The organism is Burkholderia sp. MSMB2157WGS, from assembly GCF_001532755.1.
Lineage (GTDB): Bacteria > Pseudomonadota > Gammaproteobacteria > Burkholderiales > Burkholderiaceae > Burkholderia.
Genome location: NZ_LPJG01000030.1, coordinates 774,130 through 798,595 on the forward strand (window position 1 = coordinate 774,130; position 24,466 = coordinate 798,595).

Consider the following 24,466-nt stretch of genomic DNA (forward strand, 5'->3'; position numbering starts at 1 on the left):
CGTATGAATACATTTGGTTGCATTGATCACGGTGGCGCGCCGTCGCCCCCCGGCGATGCCGCGCCGCACTATCGTCGGACGAGAAAAATACCGCCCTCCTTCGCCCGTCAGATGCGTCAGATGCAAAAGATCGCGACCGCGATCCCGCCGAACAGCAGCCACTTGACGACGTAATACACGGTGCGATTCCACGCCTTCAATCGCTTGCCGGCGCGGCGAATCGCATACAGGTACCTGAACGCACGATTGAGCCCGCCCGTGCGATCGCCGGTTTCGTTCGGCGACGCCGCCGCGCGCATCAGCAGTTGCCCGAATGCATCGTTGACGCGCTGCGCCCAGCGATATTTCATCGGGCGATCGATGTCGCAGAACAGGATCACGCGATCGTGCGCGGTGCGGTTTTCGGCCCAGTGCAGGTACGTTTCGTCGAACATCACGGCTTCGCCGTCGCGCCATGCATACGACTCGCCGTCGACGACGATCCGGCACGCGTCGTCGTTCGGCGTATCGAGCCCGAGGTGGTAGCGCAGCGAGCCCGCATACGGATCGCGATGCAGCCCGAGCTTGCCGCCCGGCGGCAACTGCGCGAACATCGCCGCCTTGATCGACGGAATCCGCGACAGGATCTCGACTGAGCGCGGGCACAACGCCTGCGCGGACGGATGCGGCGCGTCGTACCACTTCAGGTAGAAGCGCTTCCAGCCGTGGCGAAAGAACGAATTGAAGCCGATGTCGTTGTACTCGCCGGACGCCTTGATCCGGCTCGCGTCGCGCAACGCGAGCGCTTCGCGCCGAAACGTGCGCCATTCGCGCTGCAGCACCGCCAGCTCCGGAAAGCGATCCGTGTCGAGAAACGGCGTGGTCGGCACCGACGAGAACGCGTACGAAAAGCAGTTCAGCGGTGCGGTAAAGGTCGAGTGGTCGGATAGTTGCCTGAACAACCGGTGCCGAACCTTGCCGCGCCGATGCGTGTACACGACACACGCAATGAACACGATCAGCAGGACCCAGCGCATCGATATTTCCCCCGTGGTTCTTTTGGCGAAATTCTAAAGACGGGGAAAATTTCCTGCATCGACGCGCAGGCGGAACGACGGGCAGCGGGACGACACGCCGCGAACGTCGGTCGACCGAGACTCAAACGCCGAAAAGCCCGCGTTGACGGGCTTTTCGGGCAATCTTCACGCGCACGCGGCATGCCGCCGACGCACGCGCCGGCGGCGATTATTCCGGAAACGGCAAATCAGTTTGTCCGTCTGCGCGCATACCGAACGTGTTGAGCGTCATCGCGACGAGCGCGTAATAGCCGAGCAGCGCGACGAGGTTCACCACGGTCTCGTGGCCGAAGCGCGCCTCGGCACGTGCGAACGTCGCATCGCTCACGCGGCGCGTGTCGTACAGCTCGGTGGCGAACGCATGGATCAGCGCGTCGTCGTCCGATTCGAAGGGCGGCGCGACGCCAAGCCGGATCGCGTCGGCGGTTGCCGCCGGCAAGCCGGCATCGAGCGCGATCGGATGATGGATGTGCCACTCGGCCTGCGAGCGCCAACGCGCGGCCGTCACGAGAATCGCGAGCTCCGACAGGCGCAGCGGCAGCCCCGTGCGGTAGCGGCAGAACGCGCCGAGCTTCTGCGCGTGCTGGGCCAGTTCGGGGCTCGCGATCCAGCCGAGGAACGGCCCGTTCAGGTTGCCGCGCGGGCCGCTGAGGATGTCGGCGAGCACGGCCTTCTGTTCGTCGGTGGCCGATGCGGGATCGAAAGGAGGGAGTCTGTTCGTCATGGTCGGAATTCGCCGAGATCGAGGTTCATGCGCCGGCCGACGCGAGCGCCGCGCCGATCGCGCCGGACAGCCGTTCGACGATCGTGTCGATCTGCTGCGCGGTGCAGACGAACGGCGGCGCGACCAGGATGTGATCGCCGTGCACGCCGTCGATCGTGCCACCCATCGGATACACCATCAACCCGCGCTGCATCGCTTCGCGCTTGACCGCCGCATGCAGCTTCAGCGCGGGATCGAACGTGGCCTTGGTGTCGCGATCGCGCACGAGCTCGACGCCGACGAACAGCCCGCGGCCACGCACGTCGCCGACATGCGGATGCGCGCCGTAGTGCTCGCGCAACGACGCACGCAACTGCTCGCCGCGCGCCTTCACGTTGTCGAGCAGTTTCTCTTCCGCGATCACGCGCTGCACTTCGAGCGCCGCCGCGCACGCCGTCGCATGGCCGAGGTAGGTATGACCGTGCTGGAAGAAGCCCGAGCCGTCGACGATCGTCCGGTAGATGCGGTCGCTCACCAGCGTCGCGCCGATCGGCTGGTAGCCCGCGCCGAGCCCTTTCGCGATCGTCAGCAGATCGGGCGCGACTCCGTCTTCGTCGCACGCATACAGGTAGCCCGTGCGCCCCATCCCCGACATGATCTCGTCGAGAATCAGCAGCACGCCGTACTTGTCGCACACCGCGCGAATCTTCTTCAGGTAGGTACGCACCGGCGGCACCGCGCCGGCCGTGGCGCCCACCACCGTTTCCGCGACGAACGCCGCGACGTTTTCCGCGCCGAGTTCGACGATCTTGCGTTCGAGCTCGTCCGCGAGGCGCTGCGCATACGCTTCGTCGGTTTCGCCCGCCAACTGGTCGCGGTACGCATAGCACGGGCTCACGTGATGCGCCTCGATCAGCAGCGGCAGGAACGGCTCGCGCCGCCACGCGTTGCCGCCGATCGCGAGCGCGCCGAGCGTGTTGCCGTGATAGCTCTGGCGGCGGGCGATGAAATGGCGCCGCTGCGACTCGCCCTTCTCGACGAAATACTGGCGCGCGAGCTTCAGCGCGGCCTCGATCGCCTCGGAGCCGCCCGACACGAAGTACACGTGCTCGAGCCCGGCCGGCGCGGCATCGACGAGCCGGTCGGCCAGTTCCTCGGCCACGTCCGTCGTGAAGAACGACGTATGCGCGTACGGCAGTTGCTGCACCTGCCGCTTGATCGCGTCGATCACGCGCGGGTTGCTGTGGCCGAGACACGATACGGCCGCCCCGCCGCACGCGTCGATATAGCGTTTGCCGGTCGAATCGATGATCTCGATGCCGTCGCCTGCGACGGCAACGGGCAAGGTGGCGCGCGGGGCGCGATGGAAAACGGTCGTCATGCGTGGCCTCATGGATCAGGATGCGCGGTGTGCGCGTCCGGACGGCACGATGCGCGTCGCGAAGCGCTGCGTGCCGTGTTGATGAACGGTGAAGTCGATCGCGGTGTCGCGAATCGCGAACACCGCGGTCGCCAGCGTGTTTTCGTCGTCGGGGTCGGCCGGATCGTCGCGATAGATCGGCAGTCCTTCCGGCGCACGATCGCCAAGCACGCGCAGCAGCGCGGCTTCGTCGATCGCGTCGATGTCGCGCGTGAGCGCGTCGACGCGCTGCTGGCGATCGCCGGACGATTGCGTGACGATCTGCGCTTCCGCATCGCAACCGGGATGCACCAGATGATTCGCATGGCCTGCAAGCCGTGCGACGTCGACGACCGAACAGCGCGCGACGCTCGCCTCGATGCTCAGCAGCCGCGCATCGCCGGTCGAACCGAGCGTGTGATGAAAGCCGCTCGCGCGCGCATGCGCGCGCAGCACGTCGGCGGCCGCGTCGAGCGACGTCGCGTCGAGCACGGCGCGCGCGAGGATCATGCGCGGCACGCCCGGCGCCGGCGTGCGGATCCGCAGGTTGTTGATCGCCTGCGCGATGCCGGCGCGGTTCGCGGCGAACGTATGCCCCGGCAGCGAACCGGGGTAATAGAAACTGACGAATCCGGGCTTGCCGGCGGGTTGCACGTCGACGAGCAGGCAACGTTCGCGCAGGTATGGATCGCCGTCCTCGTTGTGCGCGATCCAGCGCGCGCCGTCCGCGCCGCGCGCGGCGAGCGTCGTGCAGCCGTCCGGCGCGTTGTGAATCAGCTCGCCGCGGCAATTCCACAGAAAAATGTCCTCGGCCGGCCAGCCGACGCCCGCCGCGATCCCGTCCAGTTCCGCGACGAGGTCGGGGTACGCGGCCAGCGCGGCCTGCCGCAGCGCAGCGACGAACGGATGGCCGCGCCAGCGGCGCACGGCCTGCCATGCGCTGCTCTGCTGCATGTACGGATCGAACACGGGGCGCGCAAGCTCGCCGAGGCGCGCGCCGATGTCGAACGGCGTGCCGGCGATGACGGGTGAAAGGGAAAGCGGCATGTCGGGTGTTTCGGTTTCGTTCAGGATACGTGCTTCAGGAATTCCTTCAGGCGCGGCGTCGGCGGCCGGTCGATCAGGTCGGCCGGATGGCCGTCCTCGGCAATGCCGCCCTGATCCATGAACAGCAACCGCGTGCCGACCCGCTTCGCGAAGCCGATCTCGTGAGTGACGACGATCATCGTCATCCCCTCGGTCGCGAGATCCTGCATCACTTTCAGCACTTCGTGGCGCAATTCCGGATCGAGCGCCGACGTCGGCTCGTCGAACAGCATCAGTCGCGGCCGGATCGCGAGCGCACGCGCGATCGCGACGCGCTGCTGCTGGCCGCCCGACAGCTCCGACGGGTAATGATTCGCGCGCGATTCGAGGCCGACCTTGTCGAGCAGCGCCATCGCCTGGTCGCGCGCGTTGGCGCGCGACGCGCCGCGCACCTGCATCGGCCCGAACATCACGTTCTCGAGCGCGGTCATTTGCGGAAACAGGTTGAACTGCTGGAACACCATGCCGGCTTCGAGCCGGATGTTGCGAATCGTCGCCGCGTTGCCGCGCACGCTCTGGCCGTCGACCAGCAGCTCGCCGCCGGTGATTTTCTCGAGTGCGTTGATACAGCGCAGCATCGTCGATTTGCCCGAGCCCGACGGGCCGACCACGACGACCACCTCGCCCGCGTCGATCTTCAGGTCGATGTTCTTCAGCACCGGCACATGGCCGAAGCTCTTCGACACGTTCTGGAATTCGATCATGCTCATAAGATTTTCATCCGCTTTTCGACGAGCCGAAGCGTCAGCGTCATCGCACCGGTCAGTATCAGATAGATGATTGCGACCGCACTCCAGATCTCGACCGCCTGGAAATTGCCCGCGATGATTTCCTGCCCCTTGCGCGTCAGCTCGCCCACGCCGATCACGATGAACAGCGACGTGTCCTTCAGGCTCACGATGCACTGGTTGCCGAGCGGCGGAATCAGCCGCCGGAACGCCAGCGGCCCGACGATCTTCAACAGCACGCGCGGCATCGACAGCCCCATCGCGAGCCCCGCTTCCGTCAGCCCCTTCGGGATCGACAGCAGCGCGCCGCGCACCACTTCCGCGAGATACGCGCCGGAATTCACCGTGATCGCGATGATCGCGGCCGTCAGGCCGTCGATGCGGATATGCGCGAGCAGCGGCAGTGCGAAATACAGGAACATCACCTGCACGACGATCGGCGTGCCGCGAATCAATTCAATATAGACCTGTGCGAGCACGTTCATCGCCTTCGGTCCGTATGCGCGGAACATGCCCGCGATCATCCCGACGACGAAGCCGCCCACCAGCCCGAAAAATGCGATGAACACCGTCAACCGGACCCCGTCCATCAGGTCCGGCAACGCCGCCCAGATCGCCGACCAATCGAAATTCACTTGTCGCTCCCCGTTCGATTCAAGACCCGCGCGGCCCCGGGGCCGCGCGCCGATGCGCCGTCACGCTCACATCTTCGGCGGCTCGGCGCCGAACCACTTCTTGTAGATCTGCGCGTAGCGGCCGTCGGCCTTGATCTTCACGAGCGACGCGTTGACCTTCGGCACCAGCGCGCTGCCCTTCGGGAAGCCGATCCCGTACTTGTCGCCGCTGACCGGCTGGCCCGCGACCTTCACCTTGCCCTTGCCTTCGTTGTTCACGAAGAACAGCACGTTCGGCGTGTCGTGCATCGCCGCGTCGACGCGGCCGGCTTCGAGCGCGAGGTAAGCCTGGTCGATGTTCGGGAACTGGCGGACCTCCTTCGGCTTCAGGTGCGCCTTGATCCAGTCGATCGTCGCAGTGCCCGTCTTCGCGGCGATCACCTTGCCGTTCAGGTCGTCGATCGACTTGATCGACGTGTCGCCGGCTTGCACCATCGCCGCAAGCCCGCTGTCGTAATACGGCGCGGAGAAGTCGATCGCCTTCTTGCGCTCTTCCTTGATCGTCATCCCCGACAGCGCGACGTCGATGTTCTGCGTCTGCAGCGCCGGAATCAGGCCCGCGAAATCCATCGGCTGGATCGTGTATTTCCAGCCCTGGTCCTTCGCGATCTCGGCCCACAGGTCGAGATCGAAGCCGACGTACTTGTCGCCCTGCTTGAACTCGAACGGCATGAACGACGTATCGGTCCCGACGACGAGCGTCTTGGTGTCCGCGTGCGCGAGGCTGGCGCCGAGCGCGGCGACGACCGCGACGGCTTTCAGGAAGGAACGGCGACTCATGGTTTCTCTCCGCATGATTGAGCGATGTAACCGGCCGACGGGCCGGCGGAACGACGACATCGAGTCACACCGCAACATGCGATGTCTAATTAGACATTAGTGCAACAAGTGTTGTCAATGGCGATACTACGACGCCAAAAAAGTCCGCAACAGATAAATGCATCGAGACAAACCCGGGCCGCGCGGCGCGGATAGATCGGAGGAAAGCGGGAGGATGGCGGAGCACAATGCCCCGCCGGATCGTGGCGCGGCGCGGGGCGGAAGATGGCGCGCCGTGCCGGAACGGTCGTGCGCGTCACGCCGACAACCGCCGGCTCGATTCAATGCAGGTGACGCAACGCTCGGCCAACGGGCAACGCGCCGATGCCGCGTCGCTCACGCCGCGACCCCGCTCGCCTGATGCGACACGAGCCGCGCATACGCGCCCTGCCGCGCCATCAGGTCCGCATGGCGTCCGGCCTCGACCACCATGCCCTGCTCGATCACGAGGATCAGGTCGGCATGGCGCACGGTCGACAGACGGTGCGCGATGACGATCGACGTGCGCTGCGCCATCAGGTCCTCCAGCGCCGCGCGGATCTGCTGCTCGCTGATCGTGTCCAGGTGCGACGTCGCCTCGTCGAGGATCAGCACCGGCGCATCCTTCAGGAATGCGCGCGCGATCGCCACGCGCTGGCGCTGGCCGCCCGACAACTGCACGCCGCGCTCGCCGACGCGCGTCGCGAGCCCGTCCGGCAGCCGCGCGACGAAGTCGCCGAGCGCGGCGTGATCGATCGCGCGCCGCACGTCCGCGTCGGATGCGTCGTTCGCGGCGAGCCGGATGTTCGCTTCGAGCGTGTCGTTGAACAGGTAGGTATCCTGCGCAACGAGCGCGATGTGCTGCCGCAGGTCGTCGAGCCGCAGGTCGCGCAGGTCGACGCCGCCGAGCGTCACGCGGCCCTGCTGCGGATCCCAGAAGCGCAGCAGCAGGCTCGCGACGGTCGACTTGCCCGCGCCCGATGCGCCGACCAGCGCGACCGTGCTGCCGGGCGGCGCCTCGAAACTCACGCGATCGATCGCGGGCACGCTGCGCCCCGGATACGTGAACGACGCCGCCTCGAACCGCACCGTCGCATCGCCGGGCATCGCGTGCGCGCCGTCGGTCACCGTCACGGGCTCCTTCTCCAGCGCGCGCAAGCGGCGCGTCGAGGCGATCGTGTCGGCCAGCTGGCGCGCGACCTGGCCGATTTCGGCCACCGGCATGAACGCGGCCACCGCGACCAGCACCAATAGCGGCAACGACTCGCGCGGGAACCCGCCGCGTGCGCACAGCCACGCGCCGAGCGCCGCGACCGCCAGCCCGCCGAGCCCGCTCGCGACTTCCAGCGCGGCGCTTTGCGACGACAGATCGTCGAGCAGCTTCGCGCGCTGCCGGCGGTACGCATCGACCTCGGCCACGAACGCCGCGCGCCGGCACGCGATCGCCTGGAACGCGGTCAGTTCCGCGAGCCCCTGGATCGTTTCGGTCAGGTGCGCACCGAGCTGGCCGAGCGCTTCGCGCGCGCCGGTGCCGAGCCGGTCGACGTCGCGCCGCGCCAGCACCGGTGCGAGCCCCGCCCACAGCAGGAACGGCAACAGCACGAGCGCGAGCGGCCACGCGACCGACGCGAGCAACGCCAGCACACAGGTCGGCACGAGCACCGCGACGAAAGCCGGCGCCAGCGTATGCGCGTAGAAATATTCGACGGTCTCGACGTCCTGCGTCGCGAGCGACACGAGATCGCCGGAACGGCGGTGCAGCAGTCCGGCCGGCGCGAGCCGTTCGAGCGTCGCGAACAGCGCGATGCGCATTTCCGCGAGCAGCCGGTACGCCATGTCGTGCGCGAGCCAGGATTCGAGCCAGTGCAGCACGGCCGCGACTGGCGCGATCGCGAGCAGCGCGACCACGAGCCCGCTGCCGACATGCCCCGTCGGCACCGCGCCGACCACCCGTGCGCCGATCACGCCGACGCCGATGAATGCGAGCACGCGACCGATCCCGAACAGCACGGTCAGCATCACCTTGGCCTTCCACGGACGCACGAAGCGCAGCAACGTCTGCAACGTTTCCGGCCAACCGATCGTCGCCGCATCGTCGTTCAGCGGCCGCACCTGCGGGCCCGACGACGCGCGCGCGGTCGCACCGGCGGCCGCCGTCGCGCCGACGGATTCGGCGACCGCTTCCAGTTGCGGCCCCATCAGCCGTCGATACGGGCCGTCGCGCGCGATCAGCGCCGCATGCGTCCCTTCGTCGACCACCCGCCCCTGGTCGAGCACCAGGATACGATCGGCGCCGATCACGCTGGACAGCCGGTGCGCGAGCACGAGCGTCGTCCGTCCGTGCGTGAGCCGGTCGAGCGCCTGCTGGATCAGCGCTTCGTTCTCCGCATCGACCGACGACAGCGCCTCGTCGAGCAACAGGATCGGCGCATCGCGCAGCAGCGCGCGGGCAATCGCGATGCGCTGGCGCTGGCCGCCCGACAGCATGAGCCCGCGTTCGCCGATGCGCGTGGCGTAACCGTCGGGCAGCGCCGAAATGAAATCGTGCGCGTTGGCCGCGCGCGCGGCCGCGATCATGTCCGCGTCGCTGGCGTCCGGGCGGCCGAGCCGCAGATTGTCGGCGACGCTGCCGTCGAACAGCGTCGCGTCCTGCGCGACGACCGCGATCATGTCGCGTACCTGGTCGGCCGAGAGCGTACGCACGTCGTGGCCGCCGATCCGGACCGCACCGCCTTGCGCGTCGTGCTGGCGCAGCAGCAGGCGTACGATGGTCGACTTGCCGGCCCCGCTCGGCCCGACGATCGCCACCGTCTCGCCCTCGCGCACCGAGAAACTCAGCGCCGCATGAGCCTCCGCGCGGCGCCCCGGATACGCGAAGCTGACGTCGTCGAACGCGATCTCCGGCCGCAGGCCCGCCACCCGCGGCGCGTCGGCGGCCGGCGCCCGACTGCCCGCGTCGAGCAGCGCATGGATCGCATGCGCCGCGGACTGGCCGATCATCCCCTGATGCAGCACCGCACGCAGGTCGCGCAGCGGCCGGAAGATCTCGCTGCCGGCCATCAGCACGATCAGCAGCGCTTCAAGGCTCATGTCGCCGTGCCGCACGCGCCACGCGCCCACCGCGATCGCCGCGGCCGCGCCGAGGCCGGTGCCGAGATCGGTGAAGAACCGCGTCAGCAGGCCGAGCGCGAGCACCCAGAACGTGCTGTCCGACAGCGCGCGCGCCTTCGCGGCCAGCTTCGCGCCGAACGCGGTGCTCTGCCCGAACGCCTTCAACGTCGGCAGGCCCTGCACCGCGTCGAGAAACTCCTCGCCGAACGCCTTGAACGCGGCCGAACGGGCGAGCGCCGCCCGCTTGTCGGCGCGATGCACGAGCTGCGGCAGCGCCAGCGTGACGAGCGCCGCGACCAGCAGGATCGCGGCCGTCGGTACGTCCCACCACGCGAGCACCGCGAAGATCATCAGCGGCGCGCACGCGGCGATCACGAGCTGCGGCAGGTAAACGCCGAAAAAGGTCTGCAACTGCTCGACGCCGTCGACGACGGCCAGCATGACGCCGCCCGTGCGTTCGCCGTTGAACCATGCGGGGCCGAGCGCGGCGATCCGGTCGAACAGCCGCGCGCGCAGCGTCGCCTGCACGCGGCCCGCCGTATGCTGCGCGAGCACCGTGCGGCGATGATCGAGCCAGGCACGCAGCAGCACGCAAGCCGCCGTTGCAGCGACGGCCTCGCCGATGTCGCGCGCCGGCGCGCCGGAAAAAACCAGCGCCAGCACGCGACCGAGAAATACGAAGCGCAGGATGCCGACACCCATCGCGAGCAGCCCGAGCGCGACGGCCGCCGCCACCCGCCAGCGCAGTCCCGCCATCATCGCCCATAGTCGTCGGTCGAAATACATGAAGCCCTCCAGTCGGTGTTTCGTTGCGTTTTTCTTGACCGGATCGAGGCTACCCGCGCCGCCCGCGCGCGGCAAAAGATGATTTTTCAACGGGTGTTGAGTCAACTACAATACCCCGCATGTCGCACCTACCTCCCCTCAGCGCATTGCGTGCTTTCGAGGCGACCGTTCGCCTCGGCGGGTTCGCGCGCGCGGCGGTCGAGCTGAACGTGTCGACCAGCGCGGTCAGCCATCAGATCCGCTCGCTCGAGGAATCGCTCGGCGCACGGCTGCTCGAACGCAGCACGGGGCTCGGCGGCATCAGCCTCACGCCGGCCGGGGCGCGCCTGCTGCCGGCCGTCGGCGACGCGCTGTCGCGTCTCACCGACGCGTGCGCCGAGATTCGCGGCACCGCGCAACGGCTCACCGTCTCCGCCAACGCGCCGTTTTCGTCGATGTGGCTCGCGCGCCGGCTGGCGGAATTCTCGTCGCTTCATCCCGACACCCCGCTGCACGCGGTCGTGCTCGACGACGAGCCCGATTTCGCGCGCAGCGGCGTCGATCTGGCGATCGTGCACGTGCCCGCGCACCGGCTGCGGGCCGACGACGACGTGCTGATGCGGGAAACCGTGTTTCCGGTGTGCAGTCCCGAATTGTTTCCGTACGCATCGGGGTACGTATGCCGCTCGCGGCTGCTGCAGGAGATGCACGAGGACAACCCCGAGATCGACTGGCGCAACTGGGCGTCGGAATTCGGCCTGCCGAGCGACTTCGAGACGAAGATCGTCCGCTACAGCAGTTTCAGCCAGGTGATCGGCGCGGCCGTCGGCGGCGCGGGCATCGCGCTCGGCCGCGTGCCGCTGATCGAGCCCGAACTGCGCAGCGGGCGCCTGGTGCCGCTGGTGCCGGGCCTCGCGCGCGACGCGTCGTGGCGCTTCGTGCTGCGCCGCCATCCGTCGACGCGGCACCGGCTGCTCGATCCGTTGATCGCGTTCCTGCGCAGTGAAGCGAACGCGCCGCCGTTCGTCTCGAAAATGGTTGCGCCCGCATCCAACGACAGTCACGCGCGAGGCACGAGCGGCGCCTGACGGGCCGGCATGCGAGGCAGGCGTCGCGTCGCCTGGCTGCTTACGGCGTCGCGAAGAACAGCGCGACGACGCACGCCATCCCGCCGAACCACACGAGCGAACGCAGCGACGCCCAGTTCAGCAGGTACATCAGCGCATAGACGATGCGGATCGCGACGAACGCGATCGCGAGCTGGTCGACGCGATGCACGTTCGCGCCGTTGTGCCATGCCACCACCAGCGCGGCCGTGAACAGCGCAAGCGCTTCCCACGCATTCTGATGAGCGGCCTGGGCGCGTGCGCGCCAGCCTTCGAGCTTCGCCAGGTACGCGCGCGGCGCGCGGTTGTCGTAGCCCTTGCGGGCCTTGGCGAGAAACGTCATCGGGAACGGCAACAACGCGACGATGAACAGGCACAGCTGGGACGTCGTCATCCAGGTCTCCTCCATTATGATTACATTGAACAATGACAAGATCGCCGAGAGCTTAGCATCGCGCCGTGCCGTTCGCGCACCGGTTTTCTAGACGGGAGACTCGGCCGCGCAGGCCGCAGGCAACGAGCCCGGCCGGCTATGACACCAAAATTTCCACCAAATCGTCGACAAATACGTTAATTAAAACTGGTCGATCACCAATAAGATAGCGCTCAACACTGGCTTGGCACGCGGTCGCGCCAAGCCCGCCGTTTCCTCCGCGCCGCCGTGCGCCGAACGACATCCGACCCGAGCCCTTGCCATGCCCCGTCCCATCGTCGCCCATATCCGCCCGGACGCCGTCCGCCACAACCTCGACTTCATCCGCCGCACCGCTGCGCAATCGCGCGTGTGGGCCGTGATCAAGGCCAACGCGTACGGCCACGGCATCGAACGGATCTACCCGGGCCTCGCGGCCGCCGACGGCATCGCGCTGCTCGATCTCGACGAAGCCGTGCGCGTGCGCGAGCTCGGCTGGGACAAGCCCGTGCTGCTGCTCGAAGGGATCTTCGACCCGGCCGACGTCGAGTTGGCCGATCGCCACCGGCTGACGGTCGCCGTGCACTGCGACGAACAGCTCGACCTGCTGATCGCCGCGAAGCCGCGGCAGCCGATCGACATCCAGCTCAAGATGAATTCCGGCATGAACCGGCTCGGCTACCGGCCGGCCGCGTTCCGCGCCGCCTGGGAGCGCGCGGCGCGCGCGCCGTCGATCGGCAAGATCACGCTGATGATGCATTTCGCGAACGCCGACGAAGGCGAGGTCGACTGGCAGCTCGAGCAGTTCGACGCGACCACGGCCGGGATTCCGGGCGAGCGCTCGGTATCGAATTCGGCGGCGGTGCTGTGGCACCCGCACGCGCACCGCGACTGGGTGCGTCCCGGCACGATCCTGTACGGCGCTTCGCCGACGGGCGCGTCGCGCCATATCGCCGACACCCCGCTGACGGCCGCGATGACGCTGACCAGCCGGATCATCGGCGTGCAGACGCTCGCCCCCGAAGAGACCGTCGGCTACGGCCGGCGCTTCACGGCCGACCGGCCGATGCGGATCGGCGTCGTCGCGTGCGGCTACGCGGACGGCTATCCGCGCCACGCGCCGACCGGCACGCCGATCGCCGTGGACGGCGTGATGACGCGCGTCGTCGGCCGCGTGTCGATGGACATGCTGACCGTCGACCTGACGCCGTGCCCGCACGCGGGCATCGGCTCGAGCGTCGAGCTGTGGGGCGACCAGGTGAAGGTGGACGACGTCGCGGAAGCCAGCGGCACGATCGGCTACGAGCTGATGTGCGCGCTCGCGCGCCGCGTGCCGGTGGTGATCGTGCCGCCCGGCGCGTCGAGCGTGCAGCCGGCGCCGCGGACCGGCAGCTACGGGCGCTGACCGGCGGCGGTTCGGCGGTTCGGCGGTTCGGCGGTTCGGCGGTTCGGCGGTTCGGCGGTTCGGCGGTTCGGCGGTTCGGCGGTTCGGTGATACGCGAGCGCACCGCCGCACCTGTCGCGCTACATACCGGCGGCCCGCTCACGCGCACCGGCGACGACGCGGTACGTCGTTGCGCGTCGTGCAACGACGGGCGCCGATGCGCTCCGTGCCCCTTCCGTCAAAACATCACGAACGCCACGTCGGCTTCCGCTTGTCGAGGAACGCGTCGATGCCCTCGCCCGCATCCTCTTCCATCATGTTGCGCGCCATCACGTCGCCCGCGTACGCATACGCTTCGTCGAGCGGCATCTCGCGCTGACGATAGAACATCTGCTTGCCGACCCGCACCGCGGCCGGGCTCTTCGCGACGATCTCCGCGACCTTGCGCGCGACGGCCGCATCGAGCGCGTCCTCGGGCACGGCTTCGTTGACGAGTCCCCACGCGGCGGCCGTCGCCGCATCGACGAAGCGCCCGGTCATCAGCATGTCGAACGCGCGCTTGGCCGCGACGTTGCGGCTCAGCGCGACGGCCGGCGTCGAGCAGAACAGCCCGACGTCGATGCCGGACACCGCGAAGCGCGCGGTGTCGGCCGCGATCGCGAGGTCGCACGCGGCGACGAGCTGGCAGCCGGCCGCCGTCGCGATGCCGTGCACGCGCGCGATCACCGGCACCGGCAACGCGCGCATCGCGAGCATCACGCGGCTGCACTGCGCGAACAGCGTGCGGTAGTAGTCGAGTTCGGGCTTGCTGCGCATCTGCCGCAAGTCGTGGCCGGCGCAGAACGCCTTGCCTTCGGCCGCCAGCACGACGCAGCGCACGTGCGGATCGGCAGCCAGCGTATCGAACGCATCGTGCAGGGCCGAGAGCAACGCTTCGGACAACGCGTTGAACTGCTGCGGGCGATTCAGGCGCAGCGTGACGACGCCGTCGTGCGTGTCGCGCAGCAGGATCGGATCGGCGGTCTGTTGATCGGGTTCCATGGGGCTCCGCTGGACGGGGTTCGACAGGTGGCGCGGCGAGGCGAACGCGTGACCGTCGCGCCCGCCCGCTCGCGGCATGACGAGGAAATGGTCCTCCACATTCCGCGGCGCGTCCAGCCGCGCCGCCGCATGCGCGTGCGCAGCGGCTTGCCGGCCACTGCGCCACGCCCCTGCCGCTCGTGCGTCAACGGCGCGGCTGCGCGGCTTGCGCGCGACCTGCCGTCCGCGCAGCCAGCGCGGCGATCGCATAGGCGACGCAGCCGAGCGCCGCGACTGCCCACAGCGCATCGGTCGGATCCGGCAACAGGATCGTCGCGGCGCCTGCGACCGCCACGCCGAGCAGGCTGCCGGCCTGCCGTGCCGCGTTGAGGAACCCGGATGCCACGCCCGCCGCGTCGGCGGGCACCTGTTCGAGCACCGTCGCGATCATCGGCGCCACCGACAGCGCGGTCCCGGTGCCGAATGCGACCATGGCCGTCCAGACCGCCGGCCACGGCGCACGCAGCGCGAGCGCAAGCGCGATCGCGGGAACGGCCAGCGCCGCCATCGCGAGGCCGTTCGCCATCAGCGTGACCGGACGCACCCGGCCGTGCAGTTTTCCCGACAGCAGATTGCCGAGCGACAGACTCAGCGCGAACGGCAACAGCGTCAGCCCCGTCTGCCGCGCACTCATGCCGAAGCGCCCGTGCAGGTACAGGCTCAGCACGAACAGCAGCCCGAAGTACCCGACATAGACGAGGCTGCCCATCAGGTTCATCGCGACGAAGATGCGGTTGCGAAACCATGCGAGCGGCACCATCGGATCGCGGGCACGCCGCTCGACCACGACCAGCACGGCGGCGGCGAGCGCGGCGATCAGCAGCGCGCACCGGACCTCGGTGGCGCCCACGCCACGCGTCGGCAGTTCGATCACCGCGAAACACAGCGCACCGAGCGCCGTCGCCCCGACGCACTGGCCGGCCCAGTCGAACCGGCGCACGTCCTGCGCGGCCGATGCCCGGACGAGCGCCGCCGCGCCGGCAAAAGCCACGGCGCCGGTCGGCACGTTGATCAGGAATGCGCTGCGCCAACCGAAATCGTCGACCAGGATCCCGCCGAGCACCGGCCCCACGGCGACCGCGACCGACGCGATGCCGGCCCACACCGCGATCGCCCGCGCCCGCTCGGCCGGCACGTCGAAGGTGCTGCGCACGATCGCGAGCGACGCGGGCAAGAAGAGCGCGGCGCCCGTGCCCTGCCCGAAACGCGCGACCACGAGGACCGCCACCGACGACGCGACGCCGCACGCCGCCGACGCGGCGACGAACAGCGCCAGCCCGGCGAGATACACGTGCTTCGCGCCGAACCGGTCGGACAGCGCGCCGCCCGCGAGAATCAGCGCGGCGAAGCTGAGCGTGTACGCGTCGACGATCCACGCGAGCTCCGCGACCGTCGCGCCGAGGCTCGTGCGCATCGCCGGCAGCGCCACGTTGACGATCGTCGAATCGAGTACCGCCATGAACATGCCGACCGCGACGAGCGCCAGCGTCCAGCGCTGCTCGCGCGCCGTCGGGCGGCTCGGCGCCGCCGCGGCGACAGGAACGGAAACGGAATGGCAATCGGACATGACACCTCCAGGCAGATGCCGGGAGTCTAGGACCGCGCGCCTGATGCGGAAAAGTGATAATTTCGCATTTGCCTGATGCAGATTTGCATCATTCGATGCCGCCCGCCGCTGGCTGCCCGATTGTCCGTTGAGCGACTTCACCCGGTAGCGGTAGACAAGAATCATGCAGGCGATCCCGACCCGTGGAAGAACCTGCCTGTCAACCGCACGCCTTGCCTTCCCGCCATCAATGGCGGGGTTTCTCGGAGCACATTCTGATGAACTGGGACAACGCCCGCTTCTTCCTCGCGCTGGCGCGCACCGGCACGCTGCGCGGCGCCGCGACGCAACTGAACGTCGACCAGGCGACGGTCGGGCGCCGGATCGCCGCGCTCGAGGACGAACTCTCGGCCCGGCTGTTTCTCCGCACACCGTCCCTCTATGTGCTGACGACCGCGGGCGAAGCCCTGCTCGAACCGGCCGAAACGATGGAGCGGGCGTCGTTGACGATCGAACGCCGCGTGATGGGGCTCGACGAGCAACTCGCCGGGTCCGTGCGCGTCGCCACGACCGACACGCTCGGCAAGCGCTTCGTCGTTCCCGCGATCGCCCGCTTGCGGCGCAGGCATGCCGGCATCGACGTCGTGTGCGTGACGTCGGCGCAAATCACCAACCTCACGCGCCGCGAAGCGGATCTCGCGATTCGCACGTTGCGGCCGGAATCGCCGGACCTGATCGTCAGGCGGCTCGGGCATCTCGAAACCGGCATCTACGCATCGCACCGCTATCTGGCCGAACGCGGCGAACCGGTCGCGGGCAGCGCGTTCGACGGGCACGATCTGGTGATGTATCAGCAGCCGGTGGTGCCGACGATGTGGGACGCGCTGTGCGGCGAGCCGACTTCACGCGGCCGCGTGATGTTCCAGACCTCGTCGACGATGATGCTGGTGGAAGCCGCGCTGGCGGGGCTCGGCATCGCGGAGCTGCCGTGCTTCCGCGCCGACGCCGAGCCGGAACTGGTGCGACTCATGCCGCAGCGGTGCAATCATTTCGACGTGTGGCTCGTCGCCCATGCCGATCTCTACAAGACCGCGCGCGTGCAGGCGGTGATCGAGGCGGTCGTCGACGAATTCGCGACGGCGGCGGCCCCCGCCCGCTAACGGGCCGGTGCGTCAGCGCGGCTGATATTCGCCATCCGTCGCCGACCAGCGAAACGTCCGGCGCCATTTGCCGCCGCGTTCGCGCAACTGCAAGTCGTGGAAGCCGTCCGTCGACGTCGACAGCACGCTCAGCGCATTGCTGCCTTCCGTGATGTCGTGATCGCGCGTGCCGTCGCGATGCCAGTCGCCGGCGATATCCCGGTAGAACATCATCGGCTGCGCGAACACGACGCGCAGCGTCTTGCCGTCGATCCGGAACAGGTACAACGCCTCGAACGATGCGCCGCCGCCGGAATAGCCGATCGACCAGCCCGCCCGTACCCCGAACGCGGCATCGCCCGCCCGCAGCGTGTACGGCGCGAGATCGAACCGCGACCACCGCTCGGGCCGTAACGCGACATCGCGCGACTGCTTCGTCTGCTCGAGGTAGTCGGGTCTGTCGAGATTCGTGTTGCTCCAGTCGGTCGCCTGTTCGAGCGGCTCTTCGGTGCGCGCGACGAGGCGCGGCACGCCGTCCGGACCGCGCTCGAACACGCCCAGCCAGACCAGCTCCTTCTGGTCATCGGCGTCGGCGTGGCTCTCGAAGCCTTCGCAATCGGTCGGCGCACTGAATCGCAGCACCTCGCGCGCAGACTCGTCGGTCGGCGCCACGCAGACGATCGCGACGAACGCGCCAGGGCGCTGCGGCCACGGTTTCGCGCCGACCAGCACGACACGCGCAAGCGGCTGGCCCGGGGCAAGCTGCGCCACCAGCCTCTCCTTCGTGAAGCCGGGCGGCAGGTGCACGCCGAAACCGTCCGCTTCCGCGCCGCTCATGTCGCGTGCGTACGCGGCGCGTGCTTCGGGCGAACCGAGCTTCCCGGGCACCTGGTCGAGCGAATGCGCGGTGCCGGCCGCGTGCGCGGGGAAGCCCGCGAATGCAGCGCCGATCGCGACGAGCCACGGTATCAAGCGAATTGTCATGCGGGAATGTCCTGTGAAGTAACGAGGCAACATACTGCGACGCCGCACACGCAATCGTGTGCGCGACAACCGGATCGGCCCATAGTGTCACGTGCGTTTCATGATGTTCTGCTTGCCGGATTCGACGCGTTTCAGCGCGCAGCAGGCGGTCACTCCCGCTTGCGCCCGCTGCGCCACACACGCACGCCCGACCGCAACTGACCGACACCGACGACGAAAGAGACCAACCCCATCGCGCCGAATGTCAGCACATCACCCCAGATCGCGCCGAACGTGTTCATCCGCGCAGTCATCTCCGGCGCGTCCGGCGCATAGCGCACCTCGACCGTCGCGCCGTCCTCGACGCTGACGTCGCCGCCCTGCGGATATTCGACATGCTCGCCCGCGAGCGTCGTGAACGCGATCTCCGGATGATGCGGTCCCGCGTTCAGCTTGACGACGCGCCCCGGCACGACGACCGACGTGCGCAGGAACTCACGCGTCGACTGCGCATACAGGGCGACGCCGATCAGCATGCACGTGCCCACGACGGTAAAGACGACGCCCTTTGCGATCAGCGTCTCGATGTGCCGGGCTGCAGCGCGGCCGGATACGGACATCATCCGTTTCGCGCTACGGACGCGACCGATAGAACGACACGTCGATCCGGGACTGTGCCTTGCAGCGATACATCACGCCGCGCCCCGTTTCGTCGGTCACGCCTTCGTACGGCCCGTTGCAGCCCATCACCTTGTACCGCGCGAACGGAGCGCGCTTGCCGTCCGTCGGACGGACCAGCACCGGAATGCGTCCCGTCGGGCCGTCGCCGATCGTGCGGACGAGCACCATGCGCGCCGCATCGATCGGCGCGTCGGAACGCATGTAGATCGTGCGCCCCTGCGCGTCGGTCGCGCCTTCGACTTCGAGTTCCCGGCTGTCCTGGGCGGCGCTGGTGTAAAGCGCGAACGCATAGCGCGTGTTCGGCAGCGCCTGCCTGGTGGCGGGGTCGTGCAGCACGAAATAGCATCCGTTCGCGCCCCGCCCGGCCGACGCCTGCCCGTTGGCCTGCGTCGGATTGCACGTGTACGACGAGCCGCCGCCCGCGGCCGCCGTTGGTGCGTTCCGTGGCCCCGTGTTCGCGCATCCGCCCGCCAGCGCGGCGACCAGCGATACGCACGCGCCGCGCAGGCGCGCGGGCCGACCGATTCCGGTTCTCATTGGAAGGTGTTCCGTTCCCGATGTCGTCAATGCCGGGCGTGCCGTGCATGACACACCGGCACGCCGCCCTCGGCAACCGGCAGGATACGGACATCGGGGCGCGCTGTAAATTGCGCCGGCGACCGGCCACGCCGCGGCCGCGCAACCCGAACCGCAGCGTCGAATGCCGGCGCGGCATCGGGCCCGCTGGCCGCGCGCGTCAGCCCGCGAGCTTCTTCAGCGCGTCGAGCACCGCGTCGCCCTTGAACGGCTTCACGATCCAGCCCTTCACGCCGGCGGCCTTGCCGCGCTCCTTCATCGCCGGGCTGCTTTCGGTCGTCAGCATCACGACGTTGACCGCCGTGTTCGCCAGCTCGCCGCGAATCTTCTCGACCATCGTCAGGCCGTCCATGTTCGGCATGTTCACGTCGCTGATCACGAGGCGCACGCCGGGCGTCGCCTTGAGCTTCGCGAGCCCGTCCTTGCCGTCGACGGCCGTCGCGACGTCGAGCCCGTGATTGCGCAGGAAGCCCGCCACTTCGTCGCGCACCGTGCCCGAATCGTCGACCACCAGAATCTTTGCCATGTCGTATTCCCCTTTTCGTCGTTGCCGACTTCAACATTCAAAACAGTTCGAGTTCGCCCGATTCGACCATCGGCCCGACGTCCTGCACCGATTCGCGGAAATCCTCCGGCGACCAGCTCAGGCTGAACACGAAACGCTGGTCGAGACGGACCGAGCGCCCCGATGCCGGATCGGTCATCCGGTACTTGAAACAAAGCTGCGGACAATCGCCGCCGAACGAGATGAACTTCTGCTTGTGATTGACGACGAGCGGCACCTGCACCGGATGGCGCGCCAGCGCCTCGGCGTCGCCGAGATAGCGGTTCTTGAACGCGCCCCACACGAGATTGGTCAGCTCGCCGAGCACGCTGTTCACGTCGCGGAAATCCGGCGCGCGGCTGCCGTCGCGCGTGCCGCCGAGCATGTCGAGCAGCGGCTGCTCGCTCGTCTGCAGGAGCATGTAGCCGCGGCACCACGCGCTTTCGAGCGCGATCAGGCTGAACACCTCGCCGAAGATGATCTGGTCGCGCACGATGCACGGCGTGTCGTGCTCGATCGTCATGCCCGGGAACAGGCTGTCGAGGCGCGCCTCGGTGATCTCCGAGATGCCGCGCACGAGCGCGTTCGGGTAGTCGCGGCCGAACAGGTATTCGTCGATCGCACGCTCGAGCGGCGTCATGTCGTCGGCGACGTAGGCCGCGCACGCGACACGGGCGAGCGCATCGGGCAGCCCGTCGCGCGACGCGAGCGATTCGCGGCGCAGGATGATCGGCAGCTCGGGCCGCAGCGCGTCGATCTGCGTCGCGATGATCGCGCTCTCGGCCGGCGAGCCGCCGTAATCCTCGGCCAGCAGGATCGCGCCGAGATCGATGTTCGAGCGCAGCACCTTCAGCAGCCGGCTGCGCCGCACGGTCAGGCCGACCAGGTTGTGCTCGTCGCAGAAACGCTTGATCGCGTCGGCATGCACGCGGCTGTCGTCGAGCACGAGCACCTTGCTGACGGGTTGGTCTTCGGTCATCTGATGGATTCCTGATGGTCGGTCAGAACAGTTCGAGCTCGCCGCCGGTTTCCACCGTGGCCGATTCCGGCACATGGAAATCGACCGGCGCGTTCGCGCACACGCACAGCGTCGCGCCGACCCGCACGTCGTCGAGCGTCAGGTCGTACGCGGCCACGTAATCGGGCGAGAGCGCATGCATGTAGTCGATGCTCGCGCCGCTCAGCAGGTAAGGCGTCGACATCCCGAGATCGGGAAACGGCACGGTCAGCGCCTGGTTGATCGCGCCGCAACACAGGTTCGCGGCTTCCATGAACGCATCGGTCAGCGGCCGCTGGTTGCCCGCGCCTGCCGCCGTGCCGGTGAAATGGCGGCGCGTCGCGTCGTCGTCGCTGAAGCGCAGCGCGAGCAGCAGGCGAAAGTGCAGCGCCGAGATCGTCAGCACGACCACATGCTCGGGCGCCGTCGGTTTCGATCGCGACGTCGCCTGCACGCGATCGGGCGCGTCATGTTCGTGGCCGGCGGCCGGCCGGATGTCGCACGCGCCGCCGGATGCGAGCCGCGTGCGCGCGGCGTCGAAAAAGATCCGCTCGAAACCGGCTCTCGCCTGCGCGCCGATCACGCGGCCTCTCCTTCGATCCGCGCGTGCAGTTGCCCGGCCAGCGTCTCGACGGTCGCGAGCGCGGCCGTGATCATCTTGCCGCCGGCCTGGATGTCCTGGAACGTCGCGGCCGTCACGAGATCGTTGCGGTTCAGGCTGTCGCGATAGCTGTTCGACAATTGCTGCGAGCGCGCAGCCAGCCCGCGCACCTCGCTCGCGACGATCGAGAAGCCGCGCCCGGCCGTGCCCGCGCGCGCGGCCTCGATCGAGGCGTTCAGCGACACGATCGACACGTGCGCGACGATCGCCGACAACTCCTGGTTCTTCGTGCGCATGTCCTGGTTCTGCGTGGTCAGCGAGATCATCTGCTCGTGCCAGCGCTCGAACGTGCCGGCAAGCCCGCGCAGGCGCGCGGCTTCGTCCGCGATCTTCATCGCGTGCTGCGCGAGCGCCGCGCGATCGGCCGACAGCGCCTGCAACGCGTCGCGCTGCGCGCCGTGCGCGGATGCCTCGCGTGTCAGCGCCTCCTCGAGCTGCGCCTCGCGCCGCGCCCATGCGTCGGCCGCTTCCGCATGCGCCGACGCTGCTTCCTCGGCGCGTGCGCGGGCGGCGTCGAGCGCGTCGCGCAACCCATCGGCCTCGCGCGCCAGCGCCGCGACGTGCCGCCCGCGCATCACGCGAAACACGATCGCCGCCGCCGCGGCGACGACCGCGCCGCCCGCCAGCGCGGCGGCCATCTGGATCATCCACGCCTGCACGATCACGCCGTCACTCCGCTGCGCCGATATCCGCGATGCGCGCCCGCTGGGCCGGCCCCGCGCCCTGCGCGGCGCCGTCCGCCGCGAAGCGCGCCGGCAGCGACACGATCGTCTCGAACGCGCGATACGGCGCGCCGACGCGATCGTCGGTGAAGCGCAGCGCGATATCGCCGCCTTCGCGCTTCAGGAAATTGCGCACCGCGTCCATGCCGACGCCGCGTCCGGATACTTCGGTCACCGTCTGCGCGGTCGAAAAACCCGGCCGGAAGATCAGCTCCGCGACTTCCTCGTCGGACAGTGCCGCCGCGTCGTCGGCATCGATCCAGCCGCGCTCTCGCGCGATGCCGCGAATCCGCTCGAGCGCGAGGCCGCGGCCGTCGTCGGCGAGTACGAACCACAGCTCGCCGCCGCCCACGCCGACCGCGATGTCGATCGTGCCGGACGCCGCCTTGCCGGCCGCGCGCCGCACGTCGGACGATTCGATCCCGTGGTCGATCGAATTGCGCAGCAGGTGCATGAATACGTTCTTCAGCGTCGCGACGATCTCGCTGCGCACGCGCTGGCCGTGGCTGTCGATATGCACGACCGGCGCCGGCTTGCCGAGCTCGGCCGCGAGCGACGGCAGCGACTCGATCACGCTGCCGAGCGCCTCGCCGATACCCTGGGTGCCGAGCTGGCTCAGCATGCGCCGCACGGCATCGCGCGCCGCGTGCCAGTCGGATGCATTCGCCGGATCGGCGCCGTCGAGCACGCGCAGGCTTTCGCTGATGCGCGCGCGCTCGACCATCAGGAAATCGGCGCCGCTTTGCGCCGGCTCGCTGCTGCGGCCGAGCGTGACCGCGTTGATCGTCGCGTAGCGGTCGACGGCTTCGCGCACGCGCGCCAGGTCGTCCATCAGCGCGTCGCGGTTCCACTCGGGGCCGCTGTCCGCGCGCCGCAGCGATTCGTACGCCTGCTCCGCTTCGTGGACGATGTTCGTCAGATGCTGGAGGCTGTAGGTGCGCGCATTGCCCTTGATCGTATGCATGTTGCGGAACAGCGCCGCGACGATCGAATGATCGGCGCGTTCGTGTTGGCGGATCATCCGCTCGTTCTCGCTGAGGAAGCCTTTCGCGCTGTGCACGAAGTCGTGGAACTTGTCCTGGCTGATCGACAGGATCTCGCCGATCATCTCGAGGCGCCGCTGCTGCTCGCCGGCCTGCGCGGTCAGCTCGCGGATCTCGGTCACGTCGCGCACGCACAGCATCAGGCGCACCACCGTGTCGGTCTCGTCGGTGATCGCCGACCAGCTCAGATCGAGCCATTTCTCCCGACCGTCCGGCATCCGCTTCGCGACTTCGTTGACGAGCAGGTGCTCGTTGAACCCGAAGTTCATGCTGTCTTCGCCCAGGCACGCGTGCACGGCCGCATCGACCTGCGAACGCGCGTCGGCGCCGATCGCCGAATCGTCGAACACGAGCGCCATCAGGTCGCGGCCGGCGATGTCGTTCGTTTCGAAGATGGTTTCGAGGTACGCCGAATACTCCGCATGCACGACGCCGCCTTCGACGACGGTCAGGATGCCCTGCTGCATGTTCTGCAGCATCGCCTGGATGTCGGCCGTCTTCTGCTTCAGTTGCGCGGCGTTCTCCTGGATCTTCTCGATCATCCCGTTGAACGCGACGATCGAATGGCCGATTTCGTCCATCCGGCCCACCGGCACGCGGCGCGTGAAATCCTGGCTCCTCGCGATCTCGCTCATCGCCGTCTGCATCCCGATCAACGGGCGCGTGATCTGGCGATACAGCACGAGGCCGAGCGCGGTCAGCAGCACGATCACCGTGCCGGCGACGGCCGCGATCGCGGTCGCCGTGGTCGCGAGCATCCCGTTCAGCGCGCCGATCGCGTCGTCCTTCTGGCGGTTCTTCTCGACGCGCAGCGTGTCGACGATGCTTTCGAGTTCGTCGCGATACTGCGCGACGTTCGCGAACAGGTAGGCCTGCGCCATCTCGGCCTTGCCGTCCGCCTTCATCTTCACGGTGTCGTCGATCGCCGCGAAATAATTGGCGGCGCTGTCCTTCGCCTGCGCGACGAGCCCTTCCTGCGCGCGGCCGACCGCCGATTTCGCCTGCGCGTCGAGCGCGGCGCGCAGGGCGGCCTGCTTCGCCTTCAACTCGTCGCGGGCCTGCGCGGCGGTGTTCGCGTCGGGCGCGTAGACGAGCGTCATCGTCGCGATCTGGATGTTCTTCACATCGGCGACGAGATCCGCCGACGCGAGCGCGCTCGGCACGATTCCCTGGGTGACCTGACGCACCTCGGATGCGCTCTTGCGCGTCTGGTACACGGCATAGATGCCGATCGCGGACAGCGCGAAGAACGTCAGGACGACTAGCAGCGTAATGCGATGACGGATGGTCATG

Annotated in this window: 22 protein-coding genes; 3 read left to right on the forward strand and 19 right to left on the reverse strand. The window is 68.5% G+C overall.

Annotation, left to right across the window (positions count from 1 at the left end):
• Positions 1 to 116: 116 nt before the first annotated feature.
• The 8 genes from lpxO to WT53_RS22000 all read right to left on the reverse strand — a co-directional run bounded on the left by lpxO (position 117) and on the right by WT53_RS22000 (position 10,340).
• Positions 117 to 1,016 (reverse strand): lipid A hydroxylase LpxO, encoded by a 900-nt coding sequence (gene lpxO, locus WT53_RS21965; protein WP_059822663.1) that lies wholly within the window; start codon positions 1,014 to 1,016, stop codon positions 117 to 119.
• Positions 1,017 to 1,224: 208 nt separating this feature from the next.
• A complete protein-coding gene (locus WT53_RS21970; RefSeq protein ID WP_059822665.1) occupies positions 1,225 to 1,779 on the reverse strand; it encodes a carboxymuconolactone decarboxylase family protein in 555 nt (184 codons plus the stop codon).
• A 25-nt stretch (positions 1,780 to 1,804) separates the two neighbouring features.
• Positions 1,805 to 3,139, reverse strand: coding sequence for an aspartate aminotransferase family protein (locus WT53_RS21975; protein ID WP_060261443.1), 1,335 nt, complete (start codon positions 3,137 to 3,139; stop codon positions 1,805 to 1,807).
• A gap of 15 nt (positions 3,140 to 3,154) precedes the next feature.
• Positions 3,155 to 4,204 (reverse strand): C45 family peptidase, encoded by a 1,050-nt coding sequence (locus WT53_RS21980; protein ID WP_060261446.1) that lies wholly within the window; start codon positions 4,202 to 4,204, stop codon positions 3,155 to 3,157.
• 20 nt (positions 4,205 to 4,224) lie between these two features.
• Positions 4,225 to 4,953, reverse strand: coding sequence for a glutamine ABC transporter ATP-binding protein GlnQ (gene glnQ, locus WT53_RS21985; RefSeq protein WP_060261449.1), 729 nt, complete (start codon positions 4,951 to 4,953; stop codon positions 4,225 to 4,227).
• Positions 4,950 to 5,606: a glutamine ABC transporter permease GlnP gene (gene glnP, locus WT53_RS21990; RefSeq protein ID WP_060261452.1), complete on the reverse strand. Its 657-nt coding sequence runs from the start codon at positions 5,604 to 5,606 to the stop codon at positions 4,950 to 4,952. The genes glnQ and glnP overlap by 4 nt, the downstream gene beginning before the upstream one ends.
• 66 nt (positions 5,607 to 5,672) lie before the next feature.
• Positions 5,673 to 6,425 carry a glutamine ABC transporter substrate-binding protein GlnH gene (gene glnH / locus WT53_RS21995; protein ID WP_034205078.1) on the reverse strand — a complete coding sequence of 251 codons (753 nt, stop codon included), beginning with the start codon at positions 6,423 to 6,425 and terminating at the stop codon, positions 5,673 to 5,675.
• A gap of 375 nt (positions 6,426 to 6,800) precedes the next feature.
• Positions 6,801 to 10,340 (reverse strand): ABC transporter ATP-binding protein, encoded by a 3,540-nt coding sequence (locus tag WT53_RS22000; RefSeq protein ID WP_060262117.1) that lies wholly within the window; start codon positions 10,338 to 10,340, stop codon positions 6,801 to 6,803.
• A 119-nt stretch (positions 10,341 to 10,459) separates the two neighbouring features.
• On the opposite strand from WT53_RS22000, the gene WT53_RS22005 reads away from it, so the two are divergent.
• On the forward strand, positions 10,460 to 11,407 hold the full coding sequence (locus tag WT53_RS22005; protein ID WP_034205080.1) for a LysR family transcriptional regulator: 948 nt from the start codon (positions 10,460 to 10,462) through the stop codon (positions 11,405 to 11,407).
• Between the two features lie 40 nt (positions 11,408 to 11,447).
• Here WT53_RS22005 and WT53_RS22010 read toward each other — a convergent pair whose 3' ends face one another.
• Positions 11,448 to 11,819 carry an MAPEG family protein gene (locus WT53_RS22010; protein ID WP_034205081.1) on the reverse strand — a complete coding sequence of 124 codons (372 nt, stop codon included), beginning with the start codon at positions 11,817 to 11,819 and terminating at the stop codon, positions 11,448 to 11,450.
• 301 nt (positions 11,820 to 12,120) lie between these two features.
• Between WT53_RS22010 and alr the strand changes: the two genes are divergently transcribed.
• On the forward strand, positions 12,121 to 13,242 hold the full coding sequence (gene alr, locus WT53_RS22015; RefSeq protein ID WP_034205082.1) for an alanine racemase: 1,122 nt from the start codon (positions 12,121 to 12,123) through the stop codon (positions 13,240 to 13,242).
• Between the two features lie 225 nt (positions 13,243 to 13,467).
• On the opposite strand, the gene WT53_RS22020 is transcribed toward alr, so the two are convergent.
• Positions 13,468 to 14,262: an enoyl-CoA hydratase gene (locus WT53_RS22020; protein WP_034206217.1), complete on the reverse strand. Its 795-nt coding sequence runs from the start codon at positions 14,260 to 14,262 to the stop codon at positions 13,468 to 13,470.
• A gap of 184 nt (positions 14,263 to 14,446) precedes the next feature.
• On the reverse strand, positions 14,447 to 15,868 hold the full coding sequence (locus WT53_RS22025) for an MFS transporter (protein WP_060261456.1): 1,422 nt from the start codon (positions 15,866 to 15,868) through the stop codon (positions 14,447 to 14,449).
• 257 nt (positions 15,869 to 16,125) lie between these two features.
• Here WT53_RS22025 and WT53_RS22030 point away from each other — a divergent pair, with 257 nt between their 5' ends.
• Positions 16,126 to 17,007: a LysR family transcriptional regulator gene (locus WT53_RS22030; RefSeq protein WP_060261460.1), complete on the forward strand. Its 882-nt coding sequence runs from the start codon at positions 16,126 to 16,128 to the stop codon at positions 17,005 to 17,007.
• 12 nt (positions 17,008 to 17,019) lie between these two features.
• On the opposite strand, the gene WT53_RS22035 is transcribed toward WT53_RS22030, so the two are convergent.
• The 8 genes from WT53_RS22035 to WT53_RS22070 all read right to left on the reverse strand — a co-directional run bounded on the left by WT53_RS22035 (position 17,020) and on the right by WT53_RS22070 (position 24,465).
• Positions 17,020 to 17,970, reverse strand: coding sequence for a hypothetical protein (locus WT53_RS22035; RefSeq protein WP_060261462.1), 951 nt, complete (start codon positions 17,968 to 17,970; stop codon positions 17,020 to 17,022).
• Between the two features lie 149 nt (positions 17,971 to 18,119).
• Positions 18,120 to 18,572: a DUF3592 domain-containing protein gene (locus tag WT53_RS22040; protein WP_059783869.1), complete on the reverse strand. Its 453-nt coding sequence runs from the start codon at positions 18,570 to 18,572 to the stop codon at positions 18,120 to 18,122.
• A gap of 10 nt (positions 18,573 to 18,582) precedes the next feature.
• Positions 18,583 to 19,167, reverse strand: coding sequence for a hypothetical protein (locus tag WT53_RS22045; RefSeq protein ID WP_060261465.1), 585 nt, complete (start codon positions 19,165 to 19,167; stop codon positions 18,583 to 18,585).
• 199 nt (positions 19,168 to 19,366) lie between these two features.
• Positions 19,367 to 19,732, reverse strand: a complete 366-nt coding sequence (locus tag WT53_RS22050; RefSeq protein WP_006486240.1) for a response regulator — start codon at positions 19,730 to 19,732, stop codon at positions 19,367 to 19,369.
• Positions 19,733 to 19,769: 37 nt separating this feature from the next.
• Positions 19,770 to 20,729: a chemotaxis protein CheX gene (locus WT53_RS22055; protein ID WP_060261469.1), complete on the reverse strand. Its 960-nt coding sequence runs from the start codon at positions 20,727 to 20,729 to the stop codon at positions 19,770 to 19,772.
• A gap of 22 nt (positions 20,730 to 20,751) precedes the next feature.
• Positions 20,752 to 21,330 carry a hypothetical protein gene (locus tag WT53_RS22060; protein WP_060261472.1) on the reverse strand — a complete coding sequence of 193 codons (579 nt, stop codon included), beginning with the start codon at positions 21,328 to 21,330 and terminating at the stop codon, positions 20,752 to 20,754.
• The gene (locus WT53_RS22065; protein ID WP_059785064.1) at positions 21,327 to 22,055 is read right to left on the reverse strand and encodes a methyl-accepting chemotaxis protein; all 729 of its coding nucleotides are present in this window, start codon (positions 22,053 to 22,055) and stop codon (positions 21,327 to 21,329) included. Before WT53_RS22065 ends, WT53_RS22060 begins: the two co-directional genes overlap by 4 nt.
• Positions 22,056 to 22,077: 22 nt before the next feature.
• Complete coding sequence (locus tag WT53_RS22070; RefSeq protein ID WP_060261476.1) at positions 22,078 to 24,465, reverse strand: MCP four helix bundle domain-containing protein; 2,388 nt, start codon at positions 24,463 to 24,465, stop codon at positions 22,078 to 22,080.
• Position 24,466 lies beyond the last annotated feature (1 nt).

Bases quoted from the DNA above. Each gene is read 5' to 3' on its own strand.
- lpxO (WP_059822663.1), bottom strand. From the start codon at position 1,016: ATGCGCTGGGTCCTGCTGATCGTGTTCATTGCGTGTGTCGTGTACACG.
- WT53_RS21970 (WP_059822665.1), bottom strand. From the start codon at position 1,779: ATGACGAACAGACTCCCTCCTTTCGATCCCGCATCGGCCACCGACGAA.
- WT53_RS21975 (WP_060261443.1), bottom strand. From the start codon at position 3,139: ATGACGACCGTTTTCCATCGCGCCCCGCGCGCCACCTTGCCCGTTGCC.
- WT53_RS21980 (WP_060261446.1), bottom strand. From the start codon at position 4,204: ATGCCGCTTTCCCTTTCACCCGTCATCGCCGGCACGCCGTTCGACATC.
- glnQ (WP_060261449.1), bottom strand. From the start codon at position 4,953: ATGAGCATGATCGAATTCCAGAACGTGTCGAAGAGCTTCGGCCATGTG.
- glnH (WP_034205078.1), bottom strand. From the start codon at position 6,425: ATGAGTCGCCGTTCCTTCCTGAAAGCCGTCGCGGTCGTCGCCGCGCTC.
- WT53_RS22000 (WP_060262117.1), bottom strand. From the start codon at position 10,340: ATGTATTTCGACCGACGACTATGGGCGATGATGGCGGGACTGCGCTGG.
- WT53_RS22005 (WP_034205080.1), top strand. From the start codon at position 10,460: ATGTCGCACCTACCTCCCCTCAGCGCATTGCGTGCTTTCGAGGCGACC.
- WT53_RS22010 (WP_034205081.1), bottom strand. From the start codon at position 11,819: ATGACGACGTCCCAGCTGTGCCTGTTCATCGTCGCGTTGTTGCCGTTC.
- alr (WP_034205082.1), top strand. From the start codon at position 12,121: ATGCCCCGTCCCATCGTCGCCCATATCCGCCCGGACGCCGTCCGCCAC.
- WT53_RS22020 (WP_034206217.1), bottom strand. From the start codon at position 14,262: ATGGAACCCGATCAACAGACCGCCGATCCGATCCTGCTGCGCGACACG.
- WT53_RS22025 (WP_060261456.1), bottom strand. From the start codon at position 15,868: ATGTCCGATTGCCATTCCGTTTCCGTTCCTGTCGCCGCGGCGGCGCCG.
- WT53_RS22030 (WP_060261460.1), top strand. From the start codon at position 16,126: ATGAACTGGGACAACGCCCGCTTCTTCCTCGCGCTGGCGCGCACCGGC.
- WT53_RS22035 (WP_060261462.1), bottom strand. From the start codon at position 17,970: ATGACAATTCGCTTGATACCGTGGCTCGTCGCGATCGGCGCTGCATTC.
- WT53_RS22040 (WP_059783869.1), bottom strand. From the start codon at position 18,572: ATGATGTCCGTATCCGGCCGCGCTGCAGCCCGGCACATCGAGACGCTG.
- WT53_RS22045 (WP_060261465.1), bottom strand. From the start codon at position 19,167: ATGAGAACCGGAATCGGTCGGCCCGCGCGCCTGCGCGGCGCGTGCGTA.
- WT53_RS22050 (WP_006486240.1), bottom strand. From the start codon at position 19,732: ATGGCAAAGATTCTGGTGGTCGACGATTCGGGCACGGTGCGCGACGAA.
- WT53_RS22055 (WP_060261469.1), bottom strand. From the start codon at position 20,729: ATGACCGAAGACCAACCCGTCAGCAAGGTGCTCGTGCTCGACGACAGC.
- WT53_RS22065 (WP_059785064.1), bottom strand. From the start codon at position 22,055: ATGATCCAGATGGCCGCCGCGCTGGCGGGCGGCGCGGTCGTCGCCGCG.
- WT53_RS22070 (WP_060261476.1), bottom strand. From the start codon at position 24,465: ATGACCATCCGTCATCGCATTACGCTGCTAGTCGTCCTGACGTTCTTC.